Annotated in this window: 20 protein-coding genes; 5 read left to right on the top strand and 15 right to left on the bottom strand. The window is 70.6% G+C overall.

Translation table 11 applies throughout. The features are described 5' to 3' along the window. Positions 1 to 74: 74 nt before the first annotated feature. Entirely contained in the window at positions 75 to 1,025 is a 951-nt protein-coding gene (locus tag ACIOJD_RS00160; protein ID WP_401907379.1) for a bifunctional riboflavin kinase/FAD synthetase, read from the top strand. Positions 1,026 to 1,466: 441 nt separating this feature from the next. Here ACIOJD_RS00160 and ACIOJD_RS00155 read toward each other — a convergent pair whose 3' ends face one another. The 8 genes from ACIOJD_RS00155 to eccE all read right to left on the bottom strand — a co-directional run bounded on the left by ACIOJD_RS00155 (position 1,467) and on the right by eccE (position 13,493). Continuing rightward, complete coding sequence (locus tag ACIOJD_RS00155; protein WP_401907378.1) at positions 1,467 to 2,462, bottom strand: ABC transporter ATP-binding protein; 996 nt, start codon at positions 2,460 to 2,462, stop codon at positions 1,467 to 1,469. A gap of 67 nt (positions 2,463 to 2,529) precedes the next feature. Next, complete coding sequence (locus tag ACIOJD_RS00150; RefSeq protein WP_401907377.1) at positions 2,530 to 3,555, bottom strand: ABC transporter ATP-binding protein; 1,026 nt, start codon at positions 3,553 to 3,555, stop codon at positions 2,530 to 2,532. After that, on the bottom strand, positions 3,552 to 4,565 hold the full coding sequence (locus ACIOJD_RS00145) for an ABC transporter permease (protein ID WP_401907376.1): 1,014 nt from the start codon (positions 4,563 to 4,565) through the stop codon (positions 3,552 to 3,554). Before ACIOJD_RS00145 ends, ACIOJD_RS00150 begins: the two co-directional genes overlap by 4 nt. Continuing rightward, the gene (locus tag ACIOJD_RS00140) at positions 4,562 to 5,638 is read right to left on the bottom strand and encodes an ABC transporter permease (RefSeq protein WP_401907375.1); all 1,077 of its coding nucleotides are present in this window, start codon (positions 5,636 to 5,638) and stop codon (positions 4,562 to 4,564) included. Before ACIOJD_RS00140 ends, ACIOJD_RS00145 begins: the two co-directional genes overlap by 4 nt. 3 nt (positions 5,639 to 5,641) lie before the next feature. Then, the gene (locus ACIOJD_RS00135) at positions 5,642 to 7,534 is read right to left on the bottom strand and encodes an ABC transporter substrate-binding protein (RefSeq protein ID WP_401907374.1); all 1,893 of its coding nucleotides are present in this window, start codon (positions 7,532 to 7,534) and stop codon (positions 5,642 to 5,644) included. Positions 7,535 to 7,729: 195 nt separating this feature from the next. Next, entirely contained in the window at positions 7,730 to 11,026 is a 3,297-nt protein-coding gene (locus ACIOJD_RS00130; protein WP_401907372.1) for an SCO5717 family growth-regulating ATPase, read from the bottom strand. A gap of 332 nt (positions 11,027 to 11,358) precedes the next feature. Next, positions 11,359 to 12,072, bottom strand: coding sequence for a hypothetical protein (locus ACIOJD_RS00125; RefSeq protein ID WP_401908811.1), 714 nt, complete (start codon positions 12,070 to 12,072; stop codon positions 11,359 to 11,361). Between the two features lie 137 nt (positions 12,073 to 12,209). Then, on the bottom strand, positions 12,210 to 13,493 hold the full coding sequence (gene eccE, locus ACIOJD_RS00120; protein WP_401907370.1) for a type VII secretion protein EccE: 1,284 nt from the start codon (positions 13,491 to 13,493) through the stop codon (positions 12,210 to 12,212). Between the two features lie 200 nt (positions 13,494 to 13,693). On the opposite strand from eccE, the gene eccB reads away from it, so the two are divergent. The 4 genes from eccB to ACIOJD_RS00100 all read left to right on the top strand — a co-directional run bounded on the left by eccB (position 13,694) and on the right by ACIOJD_RS00100 (position 17,388). Next, positions 13,694 to 15,232 (top strand): type VII secretion protein EccB, encoded by a 1,539-nt coding sequence (eccB, locus tag ACIOJD_RS00115; protein WP_401907369.1) that lies wholly within the window; start codon positions 13,694 to 13,696, stop codon positions 15,230 to 15,232. A 12-nt stretch (positions 15,233 to 15,244) separates the two neighbouring features. Further along, complete coding sequence (gene mycP / locus ACIOJD_RS00110; RefSeq protein ID WP_401907367.1) at positions 15,245 to 16,558, top strand: type VII secretion-associated serine protease mycosin; 1,314 nt, start codon at positions 15,245 to 15,247, stop codon at positions 16,556 to 16,558. Positions 16,559 to 16,703: 145 nt separating this feature from the next. Beyond that, positions 16,704 to 17,045, top strand: coding sequence for a WXG100 family type VII secretion target (locus ACIOJD_RS00105; protein WP_401907366.1), 342 nt, complete (start codon positions 16,704 to 16,706; stop codon positions 17,043 to 17,045). Between the two features lie 46 nt (positions 17,046 to 17,091). Further along, on the top strand, positions 17,092 to 17,388 hold the full coding sequence (locus tag ACIOJD_RS00100; protein WP_401907364.1) for a WXG100 family type VII secretion target: 297 nt from the start codon (positions 17,092 to 17,094) through the stop codon (positions 17,386 to 17,388). Positions 17,389 to 17,472: 84 nt separating this feature from the next. Here the strand turns inward: ACIOJD_RS00100 and ACIOJD_RS00095 are convergent, their stop codons facing one another. The 7 genes from ACIOJD_RS00095 to ACIOJD_RS00065 form a co-directional block, all read right to left on the bottom strand. Continuing rightward, positions 17,473 to 17,718 (bottom strand): DUF397 domain-containing protein, encoded by a 246-nt coding sequence (locus ACIOJD_RS00095; RefSeq protein WP_401907363.1) that lies wholly within the window; start codon positions 17,716 to 17,718, stop codon positions 17,473 to 17,475. Positions 17,719 to 17,796: 78 nt separating this feature from the next. Beyond that, the gene (locus tag ACIOJD_RS00090) at positions 17,797 to 19,095 is read right to left on the bottom strand and encodes a YrhB domain-containing protein (protein WP_401907361.1); all 1,299 of its coding nucleotides are present in this window, start codon (positions 19,093 to 19,095) and stop codon (positions 17,797 to 17,799) included. Positions 19,096 to 19,239: 144 nt separating this feature from the next. Further along, positions 19,240 to 19,812, bottom strand: a complete 573-nt coding sequence (locus ACIOJD_RS00085; protein ID WP_401907360.1) for a type VII secretion system-associated protein — start codon at positions 19,810 to 19,812, stop codon at positions 19,240 to 19,242. After that, positions 19,809 to 20,237 (bottom strand): hypothetical protein, encoded by a 429-nt coding sequence (locus tag ACIOJD_RS00080; protein ID WP_401907358.1) that lies wholly within the window; start codon positions 20,235 to 20,237, stop codon positions 19,809 to 19,811. The genes ACIOJD_RS00085 and ACIOJD_RS00080 overlap by 4 nt, the downstream gene beginning before the upstream one ends. Further along, positions 20,234 to 21,994, bottom strand: coding sequence for a putative T7SS-secreted protein (locus ACIOJD_RS00075; RefSeq protein WP_401907357.1), 1,761 nt, complete (start codon positions 21,992 to 21,994; stop codon positions 20,234 to 20,236). The genes ACIOJD_RS00080 and ACIOJD_RS00075 overlap by 4 nt, the downstream gene beginning before the upstream one ends. Beyond that, a complete protein-coding gene (locus ACIOJD_RS00070; RefSeq protein WP_401907355.1) occupies positions 21,994 to 22,644 on the bottom strand; it encodes a hypothetical protein in 651 nt (216 codons plus the stop codon). The genes ACIOJD_RS00075 and ACIOJD_RS00070 overlap by 1 nt, the downstream gene beginning before the upstream one ends. Further along, the gene (locus ACIOJD_RS00065) at positions 22,641 to 23,183 is read right to left on the bottom strand and encodes a hypothetical protein (protein WP_401907354.1); all 543 of its coding nucleotides are present in this window, start codon (positions 23,181 to 23,183) and stop codon (positions 22,641 to 22,643) included. The genes ACIOJD_RS00070 and ACIOJD_RS00065 overlap by 4 nt, the downstream gene beginning before the upstream one ends. Between the last annotated feature and the right edge of the window lie 8 nt (positions 23,184 to 23,191).

The following is a 23,191-nucleotide window of genomic DNA, read 5'->3' as shown; positions in this document are numbered from 1 at the left end:
AGTCTTAGTGCTGCGTCATCGGCGATGACGATATGAGTAATTCAGGCAGAGTTTTCGGGCGAGGAGCGGTCACAGTGCAGCGCTGGCGTGGCTTGGAGGACATCCCCCAGGACTGGGGGCGCAGCGTCGTCACCATCGGCTCCTACGACGGGGTGCACCGCGGACACCAGCTGATCATCGGCCGCGCGGTGGACCGGGCGAGGGAACTGGGCGTGCCGTCCGTCGTCGTGACCTTCGACCCGCACCCCAGCGAGGTGGTACGCCCCGGCAGTCACCCGCCCCTGCTCGCCCCGCACCACCGGCGCGCCGAACTGATGGCGGACCTGGGCGTGGACGCGCTGCTGATCCTGCCGTTCACCCTCGACTTCTCGAAGCTGTCGCCCGCCGACTTCATCGTGAAGGTCCTGGTCGACAAGTTGCACGCCCGCGCGGTCATCGAGGGCCCCAACTTCCGCTTCGGCCACAAGGCCGCGGGCAATGTCGCGGTCCTCACCGACCTGGGTGCCACCTACGACTACGAGGTCGAGGTCGTCGACCTGTACGTGACCGGCGAGGCGGGCGGCGGCGAGCCCTTCTCGTCCACCCTGACCCGCAGGCTGGTCGCCGAGGGCGACGTCGCGGGCGCGGCGGAGATCCTCGGCCGGCCGCACCGCGTCGAGGGCGTGGTGGTACGCGGCGCGCAACGAGGACGCGAACTCGGCTTCCCCACAGCCAACGTGGAGACCCTGCCGCACACCGCGATCCCGGCGGACGGCGTGTACGCGGGCTGGCTGACGGCCGACGGCGAACGGATGCCGTCGGCGATCTCGGTCGGCACGAACCCGCAGTTCGAGGGGGTCGAGCGGACGGTTGAGGCGTATGCGATCGACCGGGTCGGGCTGGACCTGTACGGGCTCCATGTGACGGTCGATTTCCTGGCGTATGTGCGGGGGCAGCGGAAGTTCGATTCGATCGAGGGGCTGCTGGAAGCGATCGGGGACGACGTGAAGAGGTCGCGGGCTCTGACGGACTCGTACGACGCGTAGCGCGCCTCTTGGGGGTGCGTTGTTGGCTGGGGCCGGTTTTTCGGGTGCGGGTTGTTGCCGGGTGCCGCTCCGGGGCCATGTCCTGCACTGCATGATTTATGGCACGTGCGGACCGGATCCCGGCGTCCTGGTTGTTGTGCGCCACAAATCACGCTTTACGTTCCGGACACGCCCCCTGCGCGACCCCCTCCACTGCCCGCCACAGCCCCCCCACCGGGCCGCAGGCGGGGAACCGGCGGGAGGGGGTCGGGGTCGCAGGAGGTGACGTGTCCGGACGTAGAGCGTGATGTGTGCCGCTCACGGACCCGCGCTCGAAGAACACACCCGCACGCGGCGTAAATCATGCAGTCCGGACATGCGCCTCCGGAGGCCCCGGCCCCCGCACCCACCAACGCACCGCACCCGCACCCGGCGCCACGCCGGACGGCGACCCCGCATCGTTCAGGCGCCCGCCCGCGACGACGCGACATGGCACGCCACCCCCGCCCCCGCCCCGCCTCCCAGCACCGGCAGTTCCCCCGTACGGCACTGTTCCGCGACCCCCGCCCGCTCCGCCTCCCCCGACGCCAGTACCTGGCATCGCGCGTGGAAGCGGCAGCCGCTCGGGATGCGGGACGGGTCCGGGGGTTCGCCGGTGAGGACGACCGGGGAGTCGGCGGATTCCGGGAGGACGGACAACAGCGCCTGGGTGTAGGGATGCTGAGGCGCCATCAGGACATCCTCGACCGGGCCCGTCTCCACGATCCGGCCGAGGTACATCACCGCCACCCGGTCCGCGATGTTCCACGCGAGACCCAGGTCGTGCGTCACCACCAGCGCGGACAGGCCGAGTTCGTCCCGCAGGGACAGCAGCAGCGCCAGGATCTCGCCGCGTACGGACGCGTCCAGGGAGGCCACCGGCTCGTCGGCGACGACGAGTTCGGGTTCGAGGACGAGCGCGCCCGCGATGACGACGCGCTGGCGCTGGCCGCCGGACAGTTCGTGCGGGTAGCGCAGGAAGAACCGCTCCGGCGGTCGCAGTCCGGCGCGGGACAGGGCTTCCGCGACGGCCTCGCGCTCGTTGCCCCGGTAGCCGTGGATCCTTAGCCCCTCGGCCACCGCGTCGTACACGGTGTGGCGCGGGTTGAGGGAGCCGCTGGGATCCTGGAGCACCAACTGGACGCGTTTGCGGTACGCCTTGAGGGCGCGGGAGCCGTATCCCAGGGGCTCGCCGTCGAAGGTGACGCGTCCGGCCGTGGGCGGTACGAGACCGAGCAGCGCCCGTGCCAGTGTGGTCTTGCCGCAGCCGGACTCGCCGACCAGGGCGACGATCTCCCCGGCGGCGATGTCGAGATCGACGCCGTCGACGGCACGGGCGGGCGGGCCGCCGCGTCGGCCGGGGAAGGTGACGTTGAGTTCGGCGGCCGACAGCAGGGGGGCCGGGGGAGTGGTCGTCATGGGTGGCTCCTGGGGCGTGGCGGGCCGTCGGCCGTACCGGGGCTGTGGTGCGTACCTCGCGCGGTCGTCACGGCTGCGGCTCCGCGGCCGGGGAAGCCGCCGGCGCCGGTTGCGTCAGGACCGTCGGGCCGATCCGTACGCAGGCCGCGCGCCTGCCGGGGCCCGCGTCCCGTAGTTCCTGGTCCTCCCGCGAGCAGCCGTCCAGCGCGACCGGGCAGCGCGGGTGGAACGTACAGCCGGGCGGCAGCGCGGAGGGGTCCGGCGGGTCGCCGGGCAGCCCGCGCGGGGCGCGGCGCGAGGCGAGGTCGCCGATGCGGGGGAAGGCGGCGGACAGCGCCTGGCCGTACGGATGTTCCGCCGCGTCGTACACCTCCCGCGCGGGGCCCTCCTCGACGATCCGGCCGGCGTACATGACGGCCAGCCGGTCGCAGGTGTCGGAGAGCACCGCCAGGTCGTGGCTGATCATCAGCAGGCTGATGCCCTGATCGGCGACCAGCCGCTCGATGAGCCGCAGGATCTGCGCCTGGATCATCACATCGAGCGCGGTGGTCGGCTCGTCCGCGACGATCAGTCGGGGATCACAGGCCAGCGCCATCGCGATCATCACGCGCTGGCGCTGGCCGCCGGAGAGTTCATGCGGATAGGCGTCGGCGCGGGCGGCCGGGAGACCGACCTGTTCCAGGAGTTCCCCGGCCCGTTCGCGGGCGGCCGCGGGGGTGGTGCGCCGGTGCAGCAGGACCGGTTCGGCGATCTGGTCCCCGATCCGGTGCACCGCGTTGAGCGAGTGCATCGCGCCCTGGAAGACGATCGAGGCTCCCGCCCACCGTACGGCGCGCAGCCGGCCCCATTTCATGGTGAGGACGTCCTCACCGTCGAGCAGGATCTCGCCGGTCAGCCGCGCGGAGGACGGCAGCAGCCGGAGCAGTGCCAGCGCCAGGGTGGACTTGCCGCAGCCCGACTCGCCGGCGATGCCCAGCTTGCGGCCGGACTCGACGGCCAGGCTGACTCCCCGTACGGCGGGGACGGCGGATGCCCCGGAGCCGTAGGTCACGCGCAGGTCCTTGACCTCCAGCAGGCTCGGTTGCCGGCTCAACGGGACACCCCCAGCTTCGGGTTGAGCACGGCCTCGATGGCACGGCCGCAGAGTGTGAAGGCGAGCGCGACGAACGCGATCGCGAGGCCGGGCGGCGCGAGATACCACCAGTGCCCGGAGGACACCGCGCCCGCCTCGCGCGCGTCCTGGAGCATGCCGCCCCAGGAGACGATGGTCGGATCACCGAGGCCGAGGAAGGCGAGCGTCGCCTCGGTCAGGATCGCGCTGGAGATACCGAGCGTCGTCTGGGCGAGGACCAGCGGCATCACGTTGGGCAGCACGTGGCGGCCCATGATGTGGCCGTGGCCGCCGCCGAGCGCCCGCGCCCGTTCGATGTACGGGCGGGACTCCACGGCGATGGTCTGCGCCCGCACCAGCCGTGCCGTCGTGGGCCAGCTGGTGACACCGATGGCCACGATCACCGTCCAGATGGAACGGGACATGACCGTCGCGAGCACGATCGCCAGGACGAGCGTCGGCATCACCAGGAACCAGTCGGTGATCCGCATGACCACCGTCGCGAACCACCCGCCGTAGTGCCCGGCGATGATGCCGACCAGCGTGCCGATGGCCACCGACAGCGCGGCGGCCAGCAGCCCCACGGTCAGTGAGATCCGGGAGCCCCAGATCAGCAGTCCCAGCAGCGACCGCCCGAACTGGTCCGTACCGAGCGGGAACGCGCCGCTGGGCGGCTGAAGGGCCTTGCCCGGCGCGTTGGTCACGCTCTGCACGTCGCCGCCGACGAGCAGCGGCGCGAAGACGGCCATCAGGGCGACGAGGCCGAGTGAGGCGAGGCCGAAGAGCCCGGCACGGTGTGCGCGGTAGTTCGTCCAGAAGCGGGCTACCGAGCCACGCCGGCGGGCCCAGGCGTACGAGGACGCGGACGGGGGCGGCTTCCCGGACAGTGGCTCTGCTGGCAGTGGTCCCGCAGGTCCCCCCTCGGGTCCCTCAGGTGCCTCAGGACCCTCGGGCCTCTCGGGCAGCGATTCCGGGGTCTTCGCGAAGGTCATCGGCCCACCCGGGGGTCGAGCAGCGGATAGATCAGGTCGGCCAGCAGGTTCATCACGATCATCGTGCCGGCGAAGACCAGGAACAGCCCCTGGACCAGGGGCAGATCGGGCACGCTCAGCCCCTGGTAGAACAGACCGCCGAGTCCCGGCCAGGAGAACACCGTCTCGACCAGGATCGAACCGCCCGCCACATGGCCCAGATTGATGAAGACCATGGTGACGGTGGGCAGCAGCGCGTTGGGCACGGCGTGCCGGCGGCGTACGAGGTCGTCCCGCAGCCCCTTGGCGCGCGCCGTCGTCAGATAGTCGCTGCCCATCTCGTCCAGCAGCGAGGACCGCATGACGAGCAGCGTCTGCGCGTACCCCACCGCGACCAGGGTCAGCACCGGCAGCACCATGTGGTGCGCCACATCGATGACGTAGCCGAAGCCCGACGAATCACCGGACTCCATCCCGCCGGTGGGGAACATGCCGGGGATGGGGCCGATGCCCACCGAGAAGACGATGATCAGCAGCAGCCCGAGCCAGAAGGCGGGCACCGACCAGAGCGTCAGCGCCACACCGGTGCTGAGCCGGTCGCCCAGCCCGCCGTTGTGCCAGGCGGAGCGGGTGCCGAGCCAGAGGCCGAGCGCCGAGTAGATCACCACGGCGGCGCCCGTGAGCAGCAGCGTTGCCGGCACCTTCTGGGCGATCAGCTCCCCGACCGGTGCGTGGAACTGGTACGAGGTGCCCAGATCACCGGTAAGCGCCTTGCCGCAGTAGTCGGTGAACTGCTGCCACAGCGGCAGATCGAGCCCGAACTGCCTGCGCAGTGTGGCCAGTTGCTCGGCCGATGTCGGTACGCCATGGGTCATGGCCTTGACCGGGTCACCGGGGATGATCCGGAAGAGGAAGAAGCTGGTGACGAGGACGGCGAACAGCGAGACGGCCGCGCCGCCCAACTTGCCCGCCACATAGACGAGATAGGCGGTTCTGTTTCCGGATCCGGTACGGGTGGTGGCGCCGGACGGCCCGGATTTCGCCGGGCCGTCGACGGCGTCCCGCACCACACCGGGGGTGTCTGCGGTGCTCATGGGTTATTCACGGTCTTCCGCGGTGGAACGGCGCCGCATCATGACGAAGAGGCCGAGTGCGGCGACGACCACGACGGCGGCCCCGATCCCGATCACCACACCGGTCGAGGAGGAACTGTCGGATCTGACGTCGCTGTCGGCCGGCACCGCGGACCACCAGCTCCAGTAGCCGTCCTGGCCCCAGAGGTTGCCGGCGGCCTGCGGCATCGTCGTGATCGACTTGATCTGGTCGGTACGGTACGCCTCGACCGCGTTCGGATAGGCCATGACATTCATGTATCCGGTGTCGTAGAGACGCGATTCCATCCGCTTGACGAGTGCCGCGCGCTTGCCGGTGTCGTACTCCTGCGACTGCCGCGCGTACAGGTCGTCGTACTTCTTGTCGCAGATGAAGTTGTCGGTGGTGCCGGTGTCCTTGGGTGTCGCGGGCAGCGCACCGCACGTTTGAAGGGAGAGGACGAAGTCGGGGTCGGGGTTGACGGACCAGCCGTCGAAGGCCAGGTCGTAGTCGCCAGCGAGCCAGGGATCGGAGACGTTGTCGAGGCATTCGACCTTCAGCCCGATACCGAGCTTGCCCCACCATTCCTGGAGGTACTTCCCGACGGCCTTGTCGTTCGGGTCGGTGGCGTGGCAGAGGATCCGGAGGTCGAGCGGCTTGCCGTCCTTGCCGAGGCGTTTTCCGCCCCCGTTCTTCCGGTAGCCGGCCCGGTCGAGCGTCCGGGCCGCCCCGGCCGGGTCGTACGCGATCCGCTGGGTGTCCGAGGGCTGCCAGAAGTACGAGTCGAAACGCGGCGGGATGTAGCCCTGGCCCTCGACGGCGTGTCCCTGGAAGACCTTGTCGATGACGGTCTTCCGGTCGACGGCCTGGAAGAGGGCCTTGCGTACGGCGGGGTCCTTCAGCGCGGCATTGCCGTTGCCGAACTTCTTGCCGTCCTTCGACCGCGCGCCCGGGTTGAGGGCGAGGGCGTAGAAGCGCCGGCCCGGCGCGTCGTTGACCTTGATGCCGGGGGTGTTCTTCAACGCGGCGGCCTGGGCCGGGGTGAGGTTCGAGGCGAAGGACACCTCGCCCTTCTGGAGCGCCGCGACGGCCGCGTCCCCGTCCTTGTAGTACTTCAGGACCAGCTCGTCGAACTTGGGCGCACCACGCCAGAAGCTCTTGTTCGGCTTGAGCTTGACGTACTGGTCGACCTTGAAGTCCGTGATGACGAACGGCCCGTTGCCGACGATCGGGAACTTCTTGTCGTTGTTGAACGTGGAGAAGTCACCGACCTTCTCCCAGATGTGCCGGGGCACGATCGGCACATCGAGGGCGGTCATGGTGGCCTGAGGCTTCTTCAGCTCGACGACCAGCGTCTGCGGGTCCGGCGCGGTGACCTTCTTGAAGTTGGCGGTGAAGCTGCCGTTGGCGGTGGCGGCGTTCGGGTCCGTCATCATCTTGTTGAAGGTCCAGGCGGCGTCCGCGGCCGTCGCCCTCCGGCCGTCCGACCAGGTGGAGTCCTCGCGGATGGTGAAGGTCCAGGTGAGCTTGTCCGGGGACGGCTTCCACGCGGTGGCGAGGCCGGGGATCGCGTGCGCGTCCTTGGGGTCGTAATTGGTCAGGTATTCGTACGCCAGCCGGTGGACACTGGTACTGACCAATGACTGCGCCAGGAACGGGCTGAGCGAGTCGATGCTCTGGCTGACCGCGACGGTGAGGACCCTCTTGCCGTCGGCGGCCTTGCCCACGGCGGCCTGGGCCTCCTGGGGGGCGGGGAGCAGCGGACCGAGCGGGACCACGGTTCCCGCCACGAGCGCGGCGGAGGCGGCTCCGGAGGCCAGGAGCAGCCGGAGGCGAGGGCGTTGCCGGGCGGCCTGTCGGCGGGGGCTCGGAGTGCGCGGGAAGACTCTTTCGACCATGGGACGGTGACCTCGTGTTATCACTCGCACGGAGAAGCCAGGTTGACACTGATTCACGAACCGGTGAAGCGAAGGTTTATCAGCGCGCGCCGGACGAGTCAACGGTTGTCAAACCGCTTGTGGTCTGCGGGAATGCGCTGAGGGGCCGCACCGTGAAGACGGTGCGGCCCCTCATTGGTCTCTACCTCTGATGCCCTACTGCTGAGGCGCTGGCGGTGCTGGTGGGGGCTGCTGCTGCGGCCATCCGGGGGGTGGGACAGAACCTTGCGAATCGGGCCGGTCCGGCTGCGCCCCCGGCGCTGGCTGCTGACCGTACGGCCCCGGCTGCCCGGGGTACCCGCCCTGGCCGGTCTGTCCCGGCGGCGGGCCGGCCGGGCTCGCGGGGGACTGCGCCTGGGACGGCGGCGACTGCTGCCAGCCCTGTTGGAGTCCGGGGTGCGCCCCCGGCCCGGCCTGCTGCGGCGGGTAGGGGTACGGACCGGGCTGCTGCGGGTGTCCGGGGTGCGGGTACTGCTGTGGATGTCCGGGCTGGTGCTGCTGGGGCGGGTACGGCTGTCCCTGCCCCGGCTGCCCGTACGGCTGTTGTCCGTACGGCGGCTGACCCTGCGCCGGCTGCTGGCCGGGGCCGGGCATCGGCGGCGCGAGGTGCGGCGGCTGCTGCTGGCCGTCCGCGGTCCACAGCCCCTGTGCCTGCTGGGCGCGTACGAAGTCCTCGGCCACCAGCGCGGACAGGTTGAAATACGCCTCGCGTGTCTTGGGGCGCATCATGTCGAGGTCCACCTCGGCACCGGCCGCGAGGTGTTCGTCGAACGGTACGACGACCACTCCGCGGCAGCGGGTCTCGAAGTGGTGCACGATGTCATCGACCTTGATCATCTTGCCGGTCTCGCGGACCCCGGAGATGACCGTGAGGGACCGCTGCACCAGATCGGCGTATCCGTGCGCGGACAGCCAGTCCAGCGTGGTCGACGCACTGCTCGCGCCGTCCACGGAGGGCGTGGAGATGATGATCAGCTGATCGGCGAGGTCCAGCACTCCGCGCATCGCGCTGTAGAGCAGGCCGGTGCCCGAGTCCGTGAGGATGATCGGGTACTGCTTGCCCAGGACCTCGATCGCCCGCCGGTAGTCCTCGTCGTTGAACGAGGTGGAGACGGCCGGGTCCACGTCGTTGGCGATGATCTCCAGCCCGGACGGCGCCTGCGAGGTGAACCGGCGGATGTCCATGTAGCTGTGCAGATACGGGATCGCCTGGACCAGGTCCCGGATGGTCGCCCCGGTCTCGCGCCGCACACGGCGGCCGAGCGTACCGGCGTCCGGGTTGGCGTCGATCGCGAGGATCTTGTCCTGACGTTCGGTGGCCAGCGTGGACCCCAGCGCGGTGGTCGTCGTGGTCTTGCCGACACCGCCCTTGAGGCTGATGACCGCGATCCGGTAGCAGGAGAGCACCGGCGTACGGATCAGTTCGAGCTTGCGCAGGCGCTCGGCCTCGGCGGCCTTTCCACCGATCTTGAAGCGCGCGCTGCCCTTCGGCTCGCGGCTGCTCTTGGCCTTCTGCTTGTTGTTGCGCAGCAGACGGTCGGAGGACAGCTCCACGGCGGCCGTGTAACCGAGCGGGGCACCCGGAACGGAACGCTCGCGCTGGTCGTGCGAGACGGCGGAGGGCCAGGCGGCACCGGTGCGGGGATCCGTGGGCGGGCCCGCGGGCCCCGGCTGCTGCGGGGACTGCGGCGCGTGGGGAGCCTGCGGGGGCTGATGCCCCTGCTGGCCCTGCTGCGCGGGGAGACCGGGGGAGGCGGGACCGGGCTGATGGGGCGCCTGCGGAGGCAGCGGGGCGGCCGCGTCGGGGCCCTGCCGGCCCGGCTGCGCCTGGTGGTTCTGGAGCCCCTGCTGCTGCGGGAAGCCGTAACCGCCCTGCTGGGCGGGCGGCTGAGGCGCCGGTGTGTACGGACCGGGCTGCGCCTGCTGCGGGAAGCCGTAACCGCTCTGAGGGGCGGGCGGCTGCCCGCCGGGGCCCTGCTGCTGGTGCGGGAAGCCGTAACCCGGGGGTGTGGCGGACGCGCCCGGCCCGGGGGCGACAGGCGGCAGGGGACCCGCCGAGGGGCCCTGCTGGTGCGGCGGCCCCTGCTGCTGCGGGAAGCCGTAGCCGCCCTGCGGCGGCCAGGTGTTCGGTGCCTGAGGTGCCTGAGGCGACTGAGGCGCGTTCGGCGGCGTCGGCTGGTGCTGGACCGGCGGCTGGGCCTGGGGGTCGCCCTGAGGGGGAGCGGACTGCTCGGCGTCCCCCTGTGCCTGTACGGGCCACTGCGGCGCGGGCGTCGGCGCGACCGGCTGGTAGGCGGGTGGCAACGGAGGCAGCGCGGAGCCGGGACCGGGGCTCTGGGGCGCGGGCGGCTGAGGCGACCAGGGCTGCGCCGGCGCGGGGGCCGGGGCGGCGTCCTGGGACTCCTCGGCGGGCCCGGAGTCCTGGGGCGTGCTGCCCTGGGGCACGGCGTCCGGGGCCGGTTGTACGGGTACGGAGTCGGACGGGGCCCCCGCAGCGGCTTCGTCGCCCTCGCCTTCGTCGTCGCCCCGCACCGTCGCGGTCGAGCCCGGGACGGCTTCGGCGTCCTCGGCCCGGTCGGGACCGTCGGCCTCGGAGACCGGACCGGCCTCGGGCTCCGGTGTGACGGGTGCCTCGTCCTCAGCCGTACCCGCACCCGCGGCGGTGTCCGTGTCCGTACCGTCGGCGGACGTGACGGGTGTCACGGGCTCGGCGGACGGGGCGGGTTCGGCGGACGCGGGCGGCTCGGCCACCGCCGCGCCGTCCGTCGACAGGGGCAGCGGTGCGGACGGGGTCCCCGTGCCGTGCGCCGCCGCGCCGGCGCCGCTCCCGCTCTCGCCGGAGCCACCGGTGCCGGTTGTCTCTGTCCCCGTCCCGCTGTTCGTCGCCGCCTCGCGCTCCTCGATCTCCCGCTTGAGCTCGGCGGGGGAGAACCGCATGGTCGCTCCGCTCTCCACATCGCCGCCACCGAACGGCCGCGGTCCTGCGGACGTGGTGTCCGAGGTCCCGGTGACCGGCGGAGCCGGGGAAGGAGCCGGAGCGGCCGGCGGCGCCATCTGATACGTCTCCGGCGCCTGAGCGGGGTGAGGCGACTGAGGAGCTTGAGGTGTCTGCGCGGCCTGAGGGGCCTGAGGCGCGTGAGCGGCCGGGTCGGCCTGATCGGACGACGACGGGGGAGTGGACTGCGCAGGCGCCCAGTTCGGTTCGTAACCACTGCCCGCGGGCAGACCCGGCACGGCGACAGGCGCGCCGTTCGGCGGTGGGGGAGCGTTCGTGAAGGCCGGTGGCACCGGCGTACCACCACCGGACGAGTCCCCCGGCGCGTTCTGCGTGTACCAGGCGGGCGGGGTGTAGTCGATGGTGAACTCACCCGTCATCTCGGGCTCCGCGTCGGACTGATCGTCCGCGGGCGGCCGGTTCCAGCCTCCGCGGTTCTCGTCCCGATCGCCGTTCACTTTGCCTCCTGGTGTGGTCGAGCACCCTTGTGCCGTGGTGGGTGGGGGCGACCGAATCTGTACGTCCGGTCCGCCCGGCTCTTCCCTTGACGACGCGGTCAGCTTGCCCGCAGGTCTGTGCTTCCGCGCCCACACCCACCCTAATCGCCAACGGCGCGGGTACGTCAGGGCGGGACGGTCCGTCAACAGCCCGCCCGTAGGACACATCCCGTCCCCATGTGCACGGGACAGTGCGGAGCGTGCGGGTGCGGAGTGGTCAAATCCGCATATCTCGCTACGAGATCCTGCCAGAATCCACACAGGACGGGCGCGCGCGGCCCGTCGGTCCGGTGTCAGTCCATCCGGCGTGCGCTACCCAACAATCCGGTCTCGGAGTCCGTCGCCTGGGTCATCACGAACTGCCGGTCCCGCGCGGTGCACCACAGGGTGACCCCGTCGGACAGCGTGGACAGCGCCTCGGTCTCGGCCTGCGGCAGATTCATGATCCGGCCGATCTGGAGAGCCTCGTCGGGCGACACCCGCTGGATGCCGACGAGCCCCGACTTCTCCATCAACCGCGGCGCCACCGGACTGAGATACGGCAGCAGCGTCATCACCGACTGCCAGGGAGCCGACACCACACGCCCGCGCGGCGGCCGCATTCCGCAGTCCCGCACCACGACCACCGGACTGCCGGCCGAGGCGCCCTGCGGCGGCACCCGTCCCACATCGTGCAGCGTGACGCACGGCTGGCCGCCGCCCGCCGTCTGCGCGAGCGCGGTCCATGCCTGGGCCCGGCCCGTCTCGACGGCGATCCGGGCTCCCGTGGCCGCCGCGCGCAGCGCCAGCACCTGGGCCGTCCACAGGCCGCCGATCAGCGTGATGTCGTACGGCGTGGGCCGGTTGATGCCGAGCACGGCGGGTTTGTTGCCGGCGTCGACACCGATCACCACGCCGTCGTCACCGACCGGCAGTGTGAGCGCTTCCAACTGGTCCGCCGACAGGGAGTGGCGTTCGCGCCGCGGCCCGCGCAGCCCGAAGCCGATCCGCGGCTTGCCGCCGCTCATGACCGGCGCCGCCGACGAGGAGGACGGCGAGGACGCGGGCGCGGACGAACGCGAGGGCACCGGCGTACCGGTGGCCGGTGGCATGCCGCCCTGCACCGGTGCTCCGGGCGTGGCGGCGTGCGAGGTCGGTACGGACATCAGCGGGTACCCCCGAGCGGCAGAGTGGCGAGCATCGCGGGCACCTGTTCGCGGTCCAGGCGCACCAGCCCGGTCTTCACCCCGCGGGCCGCGCGCTCCAGTTCATGGCGGGCGGTCACCAGCTCCTCGTCGCTGCGCCCCGTGATCCGGACGTGTCCGCTGACCGTCACCCCCTGCCGGTCGCCGCGTCCCAGGGTGAGGCTGAAGGTGGTGGCGAGGGCCGGGATCGACGTCAGCAGCGCTATCAGCTGCGGCATCGAGGCCCCGCCGCCGCCCAACTGCGGCCAGCGGCCCACCCAGTACGTCGTGTGCCTGCGGTCGTCGATGCGCCAGGTGCGCGAGGTCTCCTTGGTGCGCCGGTGCTGCGTCTCCGCCCGTCCCGCCTGGGCGATCGCCATCGGGTTGGCGCAGGACGAGATCGCGACGGCCGCCGTCAGCTCCTCCTCGGTCAGGACCGTCGTACGGAAACCGGCACCGGTCAGCCGGCTCGCCAGCTGGTCCGCCGCCCGCACCACACACTTCTGGGCTCCCAGCAGGCCGTCGCCCCGCGCCGCCACCGCCTCCGGACAGAGCTCCGGGTCGAGCTTGAGCGCGATCCAGGTGATCCTGAGGGCGGGCGACCCGGTCTGCGCCTGGAGCGGCGCGTAGTTGCGCGCGGCCACCGACTGCTGCGGCAGGTGCGGGGCGGGCGCGGGCTGGGTGTGCTGCACGATCTGCGCCGACTCCAGCCGGATGCCGTCCACGTCGAGCGCGTCCCGTACGAGCGTGAGGGGCAGCGGCCGGGTGGAGCGGTCGGGACGCAGCGCCGTGCCCTCCGACTCGACCTGGAGCACCGCCGTCAGGAACGTACCGTCGCCGATCATCCCGACCGGGCGCCGGTCACGGTCGCTGTACGCGTACGTACGCAAGGCCGGATCGCATTCGACGACGGGCGCGAGGCCCGGTTCCGTACCGGCGGGAAGCGTCAGCGAGGCCGCTCTGCGCACGCGTGCGCGCAGAGCGAGGAGGCTGGAGAGCCACTCGGGCAGCGAGCGCCGGTGTCTGCGCAGCACGGCCAGCAGCACCAGCAGCGCGGCGAGGATCCCGGCCGGGACGAGCATCAGCGGGTCGATCACCCATGCCACCAGCAGCAGAGCCGCGGCGACCTCGATCAGTACGAGTTGTTGCATCTGGAACGGCCCGAAGTGCCCTGGGCGTGCCGTGAGTCCGGGTGCCGCCGGAGCCCGGGAGGCAGCGGAGGACGGCGCGGCCGCGGCGGGCCGCGTCTGCGTCGCGGATGCCATGATGGAGAACCCCCCAGTTTGTCCCGATCACCCTGGCCGGCCAGGGCTTTGGCAGCTGGATCACCCTACCCGCCCCACAAACGCACCCGACCTACAGGCATAGTAGGGGGCCGGTCCGACAGTCGGCAGGGCCCGGGGGTCGCCACGACCCTGCCCTGCCCCTGGGGGGAGACCGAGCCTTTTTTCACCGATGGGGACTCATGGCATCACGGCGGGATGAGCTCAACGCGTACACCTTCGCGAAGAAGCGCACGGTGGCGGCTTTCCTTCAACCCTCGCCCACGGGCACGGAGGAGGGGGCGCCCAGACCGTTGCGCGCGGTCGTTCCGAGTCTGATCGTCGGCGCGATCATTCTGGCCGGCTTCGGCGCCTGGGGCATGTTCAAGCCCACCGCGCCCAAGGAGTGGGCCAAGCCGAACACCAACGTCATCGTGGCCAAGGACTCCACCACCCGCTATGTCGTGCTGTCCTCCGGCAAGGGCAAGAAGAAGGAGACCCTTCTCCACCCGGTGCTGAACCTCGCCTCCGCCCGGCTGCTGCTGACTCCGCAGCAGGGCAAGGTCATTCAGGTCCCGGACAAGATCCTCGACGCGGGCAAGCCTCCGCGCGGCCCGATCCTCGGCATTCCCTACGCTCCCGACCGGCTGCCCGCCGACAAGGACGCCGGCACGTTCAAGCGGTGGGCCGTCTGCGAGCAGCCGGGCGGAGGCAAGGGCAGCAGCGTCCAGAAGGCCGCCTTCGTCCTCGCCGACCGCGACTTCTCCAAGACGGACGGGAAGCAGCGGCTGACCGGTGGCCACATGCTGTACGTCAAGGGCCAGAAGGGCGACCGTTTCCTGGTCGACGCGGACGGCAAGAAGTACCAGCTGCCCGACACGTCGAGCGACAACCTGACCCGGGCGCTGGTCAAGACCGAGCCGCAGTCGGTCACCGACGACTGGCTGGCCACTCTGCACACCGGCGACCCCGTCGACTTCCCGGCGGTCCCCGGCACGGTCGGCGAGGACGCGGGTGTCGGCGGCGGCCTCGCCCCGGAGCAGGACCGCGTCGGCATGGTCCTGCGCGCCCAGACGGGATCGGGACCGCAGCACTACGTCGTCCTGCGGGGCAAGGTCCAGCCGGTGTCGGACTTCACCGCCTGGCTGCTGATCAACTCCCCGCAGACCGACGTCCTGAACATGGAGGGCGAAGCGACCACGGTGGACGCGCAGTCGTTCGCGCCCGAGACGGACGCCTTCAACGGGACGACCGACTGGCCCGAGGAGAAGCCGCTCCAGATCAACGCCATCGAGGGCGAAGGCGCCCGGGACACGGTGTGCAGCGTGCTGCGCAAGGTCGACGACAAGGGCCGTACGACCCTGTCCACCTGGGCCGGCACGACCTACCCCGCTGACATCACCGCCGGCGGTACGAGCACGTATGTCACACCCGGCAGCGGACTGCTCTACACCCAGGTCCAGGGCAATCAGTCCAGGCCCGACGGATCGCTCTTCCTGGTCACGGACACCGGACTGCGGTACGCGGTCCAGACCAACGGCGACAGCGACACGGCCCGTTCGGACATCGGTACCGGCGACCAGGAGAAGCAGCAGGACGGCCGTCCCGAGCCCAGCGCCGCACAGATACGGCTCGGCTACGAGAAGGTCACGCCTCGCGTGATCCCGATCGCCTGGTCGGAGTTCCTGTCCAAGGGCCCCCGGCTCGACACCAACGGCGCCCGCCAGCCCCAGGGTTCGTAGGGGAGCGCGATGATGCCGAGCGTCAAGTCCGTGACCCGTAAAGCCATCACCCGCAGGTCCGCGACCCGTGGAACCACTCTGCTGGCCTGTGCGACAGCTCTGACCGCCCTCACGGCCCTGCCCCCGGCCGCGTACGCCCACGAGCCGCGCCGGTCGCCCGTCCCGGCCCTGGTGACGGACGGCAGCGGCGAGTGCACCTTCCCCATGGAGAAACAGATAGCGGGCATCCCGTGGGCCCTTCAGCGTGTGCTGTTCGACGAGTTGTGGCAGGACACCAAGGGCAAGGGCGTACGTGTCGCCGTCATCGACACCGGGGTCGACAACGCCAACCCCCAGCTCAAGGGGGCGGTCGACACCTCCGCCGGGACCGAGATCCTGACCAAGAAGATGGAGAAGGGCAAGCCCGCCGACGGCACCGACGACAGGGTCGGCCACGGAACCAAGGTCGCCGGGATCATCGCCGCGCGCCCGCGCGCCGGCACCGGATTCGTGGGGATCGCCCCCGAGGCCACGATCATTCCGATCCGGCAGAACGACGAGAAGAACAGCGGCAACGACAGGACGATGGCCGACGGGATCGATCACGCGATCGCCGAGCGCGCCGACGTCATCAACATCTCCCAGGACACGACGAAGCCCCTGGCACCGGACTCCGACCTGGGCCAGGCTGTGCGGCGGGCGCTCGACCGGCAGATCGTCGTCGTCGCCTCCGCCGGCAACGACGGCATGGACGGCAAGCTGAAGAACACCTATCCGGCCGCCTTCGAGGGCGTCCTCGCCGTCGCCTCCTCCGACCGGAACAACGAACGCGCCGCCTTCTCCCAGGCCGGGACGTTCGTCGGGGTGGCCGCCCCGGGCGTGGACATGGTCTCCACCGTTCCCGGCAACGGCCAGTGCTCCGACGACGGCACCAGCTTCTCCGCCCCGTACGTCGCCGGGGTCGCCGCGCTGCTGCGCGCCAAACACCCCACCTGGAAAGCACACCAGATCGTCGCCCAGATCGAGCAGACCGCCGAGCGCAGCATCAACGGCCGTGACAACTACGTCGGCTGGGGCGTGATCGACCCGGTCCGCGCCCTCAGCGAGGACGGCACCCCGCCCGAGTCCCCGCGCCCCGACCCGGGCCCGCCCAGAGCGCCGGCTCCCGAGCCCGCGCATCTGGCGATGTCCGAGACTCCGCAGGAGCGCTCGGAGCGCTATGCCACCTACGCTCTGGGTATCGCGGGAGTACTGGTCGCGGTTGTCGCTGGTACGGCGACGGTCATCCGGGACAACCGGCGCAAGGCAGTCCGCCGGGAGGCTCGTGAATCAAGTCTCCCCAGCTGACTTTGCAGTTGGAACTGTCGTACCAACTGGCTAAAGTGACAAGCGGGACCATGGGAGTGGACCCACACGGGGGCGGCATCCAGATGCTTCCCGTCCATCGCGTCCCCCGGGACGCAGACGCTGCACGACAGGAAGAAGGAGCAAGATGTCGAACACAGACCTGAATGTAACCAGTGATGATCAGGTTGGTCTCGCTGGAAAGATCCAGGGCTTCCACGACGAGCTTCAGAGGCGTATCACCTCCCTCAACGGAGTGGTGGACACTATCCAGGCGGGCTGGAAGGGTGCGGCCAGCAACGAGTTCAACCGCGTTCAGAGCGACTTGAACCTGCGCCTTCGCAACATGCGCGTGGAGCTGGTCAAGCTCGAGGAGATCATGCGGATGAGCGCCGGCGGCTTCACCCAGCAGGAGGAGGAGCGCATCCAGTCCTTCCGGAAGATGGACGACAGCTCTTCGGGCAAGAGCGCCATTCTCGGCATGGCCTGAGCCACCGTCCACCACCCTCCGCTGAACACCGTCTGAGGAGCATCACATGACGACTGCCGTCAATTACGACACCGTGACCACCGCGGCCGGTGACGTCCGTAAGACGTCCACGGACCTCACCACCGACCTGGAAACCCTGATGACCCAGGTCAAGAACGTCGCCGGGAACTGGGACGGTGAGGCCAAGACCGCGTACCTGGAGAGCCAGGAGCGGCTGACCAGGGACATGCAGGGCATGAACCAGGACCTGAGCCGTATCGCCCAGCTGCTCGACGAGTCGGTCATCGGCTACCGCGACACCGACAAGGGCAACGCCGCGCGCTTCCGCATGCAGATGGGCTGACCCGGTCGGTTCTGTTGTCCGTTCATGCCGAAGGGGGTGCCCGCAGTCGCGGGCACCCCCTTCGGCACGTCTGCTCCCGCCCGGCTACTTCAGGTCGAACTCGCCGTCCCGCGCGCCCAGTACGAACGCGTCCCACTCCGCCTTCGTGTAGCGCAGGACCGTTTCCTTGTCGATCGACGACCGCATCGCGACGGCCCCGTCCGGCAGATAGGCGATCTCGACACGCTCCTCGTCCGGGCTCGTGCCGGGTGCGCCCTGCCACTCGACGCCGCTGATGTCGAGCGCGTACAACTCTTCCTTCTGACGTTCCTTCTCGCTTGCGTCAGCCATCGGCGCGGTCCCTCCCGGGGTGTTACGAACGAGCTACAGCCCTCAGAGTACTGGGGCGCCGACCTGCCGGAAGGCGTGTCAGCGATAACGGATGAACCGGAAACCGTGCGCGCCGACGGCCTGGAGATCGGTGATCGGATCCGCCCCGCCGTCGACCAGTCCGGTTCCCTGCTCCGAGCGGAATCCGGTCAGGAGCAGCCCCACCGACTCCCGCCCCCGCGCGTCCTTCCGGCGCACCCAGACCAGGGCGCGGGCCCCGACAGGCATCGCGGACAGCTCCTCCAGCAGCGTGTCCCAGCCGGTGTGTTCCGAGACCGAGACCGGCTTCCCCAGCTCACGCAGGGTCGGCGTCAGCCAGGACGCGGCGCCGGGACGCGGCGGGAGCGACAGCGACCCGTCGCCCGGCTCAGCGCCGCCGTTCCACGCGTCGAGCCAGGACCAGGGCGCGGAGTTGGGCAGACAGAACGGCTCGCCCCGGTCCTTGGGCACGACCACCGCCGCGTCGAGCATGGCCCGCGACCAGTCGCCCCCGTGACGGAACTCCCGGGTCTCGCAGGCGAACAGCCACCCCCGTGCCATCTCGTCGGCCGGATCGGGATCCACCAGCTCCACCGGCTCGTCATAGGTGCGCAGCACCCACGCCCGAGCCTTCTCGACGGCCGTACGGAGGTCCTCCGCGGGCCGCTGTACGGGGTCGGGGGCGGCCTCTGTGCCGACAGGCCGGGTCCGGGCGAAGACGAGCGAGCGTACGCCCACGGTGTCCAGCCGGGCGAGGCCACCCGTCATGCCGTCCAGGAGGACGACCTGGCCGTCCTTGTTGTGCGCGTACAGCAGATGACCGCTGACCTCCTGACCGGCGATCTCACGCCGTACCCACACCACACCCCCGGTCCCGGGCCCCGGCTCGCGAGCGGCGACGATCACCTCGTCCCAGCTCGCGCAGGACAGCTGCTCGGCACCGGGGAAATAGTGCTTCAGCAGCAGCTCCCACCAGCCCGGTGCCTCGTGCGCGGGCGACCAGGGAAGCGGGCTCGCGGGAGCGCCGTTCAGCGTGGCCGCCACGGTCACCGCACAGCCGCGCGCGTTGAGCCGGCGGGACTGCCCGGCGGGGTCACGCGGCGCGGGCGCCTGACCGAACGCGGTCAGGTCACCCCACGGGTCGTTCGCGGCCGGATGGAACGGCGGCATGCCGTTCTTCGGCACGGCGACGGACGCGGCGAGCATCGGTGTCCGGGGATAGCCGGGCTGAGGCCGGGTCCGGCAGGCGAAGAGCCAGGTGTGCGCGTCCTGGGCGACCGGGCCGGGGGAGGCCAGCTCGACGAGACCGCGGTAGGTGGCGTCGAGCCATCGCCACGCCGCCTGCTGAGGGTCGAACACCGTTCACCGGCTCCTGTTCGTCTCCGGCCGCACGACGATCGTGTACGACTCATGGGCGAAAATCTGAGTGAGATACGGGCGGGCCGCCTCGACAGCGTCGTTCCTGGAGAGCACAGCGATGCCCTCTCCCTTCCGTTCCGCCCGTCAGCCGCGCCGCGCCAGCGCGGCCCGCAGGTCGGCGCTGGGAATACGCACGGAGACCCGGCTGCCCGGGTTGATCTTGACCGTCATATCGGCCGGGAGGACCCGCAGCAGATCCGCACAGCCCACCGGTCGCAGCTGCGGCACCGTGGGCGGCGCGTGGCGCGGGTCGGTCAGCACCGGTACGAACGGGCCCTGCGCGTCCGTGTACACCGCGAGGTCCGTCCCCTCGTCCGGTACGAGATACAGCACGCCCTCGACCAGCGCGTCCAGCACCGCGTCGTCCGGCCCGTGCCCGGTGGCCGCCAGCTGCAACGCGGCGTCGGCCGCGTCGGTGGGCTCCGGAAGCCCCAGAGTCACCGGTGAGGGGCGGTAGTTGGGGTTGTGCTGGAAGGCACCGGGCTCACCGTGCTCGTCGACCTGCCAGGCCCCGATGACGGCGTGGGGCGGTACGGAACCGGCGGGATCGTACGCGGGGTCGATCGAGTAGAGCCAGGTTCCCGGGGATCGCCGGGCCTGTGCGCGCAGTTCCTCGGTGAGCGCGGGGACCGGACGGCCGTCCTTCTCCTCGTTCACAGTGACTCCAACCATTGTGTGTATGCCGTGGCCTGCGCCTCGACGCTCGTGACCGTCTCGCCGGGCGCGTCCGCGAAGAGGTCGACCATGGTGTCGTCGTCGGCGGGAGCGCCCGGCCGCAGCTGGTACGCGCGGGAACTGCCGCTGCTGCGGAGCATCCCGCTCTGGTGCACATCGGGCCGTGCCCCGTTGATGGCCAGCAGCCACCCCGCGGCTTCCACCTGCCGCCGTACCTCGTTCAACGCGCCGTACAAGTCACGGTCGCGCCCCTCCACCGTGCCCCACGGACCCTCCGTACGGACGCCGTAGGGCATGGCCGCCGGGCTGTCGATCCACCAGGACAGCGTGCACCGTGCGTGTGCCGAGCGCTCCTCCCGCCGGACAGCGACCGCGTCGATGCGGCTTCCGAGAAGCCTTTGACTCATTGTGTCCATCCTGGGGGCAGAAAGTTGCTGGGGCCGCTCGGTGCCGGGGGAGGTCCGGAAGGCACGGGCGGAGCCCCGGGCTGGTAGCGGGGATTCGGTATGTACTCCCCGAGCGAACCGTCCGGCAGTCGTTCCTGGACGCCCTTGATGTTCTCCGAGCGTACGCCGCCAGGGAACGCGATCTCCTGCTCGCGGGCGAACGGGTTGTCCGGGATGGACTGATTGACGTCGATCCCGCCGGGTGCGTCGACGTCGTACCGGTATTTCGAGCCCCATCCCAGGTCCGGGTCGCGGGTGGTCCCGACGTAGGAGGAGTGCTCGTTGTACCGGACGTATCTGTCGAGATCCGTTCTCGACGTGTCCCAGGGCTGGAAGCCGTCCCTGAAGATCTCGTCCGGTGACCGGTCGTCGTTGCGCCACAGCGGTTCGTCCGTCCGGCGCCACACGGCGTCCTCCGGAAGCCGGGACACGTCCACGGACCGGTCGGCCGCGACGTGCAACGGATCGTGGGCGTCCGCCGGCGCGTCAGGCGTTCTGGGGGTGCCCTCGGGCTCACGCGGCTGCGGAATATCGTCGGCGCTCCTGCGCAGACCGCTCTCCAGGCCTCCCTCGACGCCCTCCTTGGCGGCGACGCGCACACCGGCGCGTACGGTGCCCAGCCCCTTCGTTCCGATCAGTTCGGGAAGGAGCCGGCCCAGACCCTCGCTCGGGTCCTTCTTGAAACTGTCGATCAGCGCCGCCGGTATGCGCTCCGGATGCGCGGCCGTCGAGACGAGTCCGGCCAGCGTCATGTTGACGTTCTGCGCGTACTGGGCCGGGTGCGTGATGTTGTAGATGTCCATCGGGTTGAGACCGCGGGCGAAGTTGACGATGCCCGCCGCCCCCTTGACGACGCCGCCCACCACATGGCCCGTCTCCACGGTCAGCGCGCCCATGCCGTCCAGGTACATGGCGCCGGCCCGGTCCAGCGGCGGCGGCTCCTTCGGCGCGTGCGCCATCGCGTCGTCGACGGCCTTCTTCGCCCTGTCGGCCGCCTCGTCACGCTGCCTGCGGGCCTCTTTGAGGAGGTTGTGCGCGTCCTCGCGGTCCTTCTTGCCGGGATCGCTGAACGGCTCCGGCTTCGGACCGGGATCCCGGTCGGCCCTGACGTCCGCGTTGTACGTGTCGACCTGCTTGTTGTAGGTGTCGGCGGCCTTCCGTGACGCCTCCTCGCCCCTCTTGTACAGGGCGACCGCCTCCTTGGCCTGGCCCTGGGCCCAGGTCACCGTCGACGCGTAGGCCGTCAGGGCCTTGCCCGCCGCCTCGCACGCGTCCGCGGCGTGCAGCCACTTGGGAGGGTGCATCGCGAACTTCTCGCGGAACGCCTCGGCCGACTCGCCCTTCCAGTGCGCCGAGTCGAGCTTCTTCATCCCCTGTCCGACACTGTCGAGCGAGGTGAAGAAGTCCTTCATATGACCGGCACTCTCGCGGATCTTGTCGGGCTTGCCGTGGATGAGCTCGTTCGGCTCCTCGGTCTGCCCCAACTGCTGTTCGCTCACCGAGGCACCGAGGTCGGACGCGGCGTCGTCGCCCCAGTCCTCGACGCTGTCCGCCCAGTCGTCCGCGCCGACGTGATCCAGCCCGTCACCGACCCGGTCGGTGGTCCAGTCGATGCCCTCGCCGAGCGCCTTCTTTCCGGCGTCGACGCCCTCTTCCAGCTTGCCCAGGCCCTTGTTGAGCAGGTCCTTGCCGCCGTCGACGAGATCTCCGAGGCCCATCAGCCCTGGCCTCCCTGCCGCTCGGCGGCCTTCTTCTGCTCCTCGGGCGACGGACCGAAGGTGTCACGCATCGAGTCGTTCAGCTCATCGCGCAGTCCGGCGGCGTCGACGATGTTGGACGCCGGCGACGTGGTGGCCGTACTGACGTCCCACGCGGTGTTCTTCCACGCCTGGAGGCTGTTGTCGCGGGCCTGCTCGAAGGACTCGGCGCTGTAGTCGGCGTCGCGTATCTGCGTGTACGCGTTGTCGGAGAGCACCTCGCCCCAGTCCTTCTTCAGGATCTCGTCCTCGGACGCGTACGGATTGCCCATCGCCGAGTTCGTCAGAATCTTGAAGCTGCCCTGGAGGTACTGCTCCTGTTCGTGGAAGACGCCCGCCGACAGGCCGACGTCCTCGGCGAACACGTTGCCCTCCTGCACCAGCGCCCGCACACCCCACTCCCAGCGCTCGCAGAAGCTCTTCAGTGTCGACGTCAGCCCTTCGTGCCCCGTCTCCATGCCGGAGAGCGTCAGATCGGAGAAGCCCCGTCCCATGCTGGCCTCGCCGACCATGCCGAGTTCCTTGAGCTCGGCCAGGGTGCCGGTGATGCCCTTGGTGATCTGCCCCAGTGCGTCCTTGGACGCCTGGAGGTCCGGATCCGTCCCCGTCATGCCGCGTACCCCCGGTACGCGTCGCTGTCGACCGCCGCCGTGTCCGGCACGATCCCCCGGACCGGCGGGAACACCGCCCCGTCCGGACCCGCGGCGTTCAGCGCCACCCCGCAGGGGAACGCGACCGCCGGTACGACCTCGTCGAGCAGCCGCGACCCCAGTACGGTGCGGTACGGCCACGCCCGTTCCGTATCGCCCCGCGCCTCGGCGAATCTCGCCAGCGCCGGCTCGTCGGCGAAAGCGCAGATCCAGCCGAGCCCGCCGAAGTCGGCGGTCCACAGACCGCCTCCGGCGTCCAGCGGCACCAGCACCGGCGTGCTGCGGAAATGGGCCAGGCGCTCCAGGACGGCCTCGCGGGCTTCCTCGACGGCCTCGGCGTCCATTTCCGGCCCCGCGCCCGTTGTTGTCGGGCCCGTCCCCCGCTCCGGTGGCCTCGTGGGCGCTGCCGGTCCGTTGGTGGAAGCGGCCGGTACGGCGCCCCTGGTTATTCGCTCGGTGGATTCGGCGCGCAGCCGCCCCCACTCCTCGCTGAAGTTCATGTTTCCCC

Origin of the sequence: Streptomyces sp. NPDC088116 (genome assembly GCF_044741745.1) — a bacterium.
Taxonomy (GTDB): Bacteria; Actinomycetota; Actinomycetes; order Streptomycetales; family Streptomycetaceae; genus Streptomyces.
Note: the sequence above shows the minus strand (reverse complement) of the source record. Positions and strands in the feature narration are given on the sequence as shown.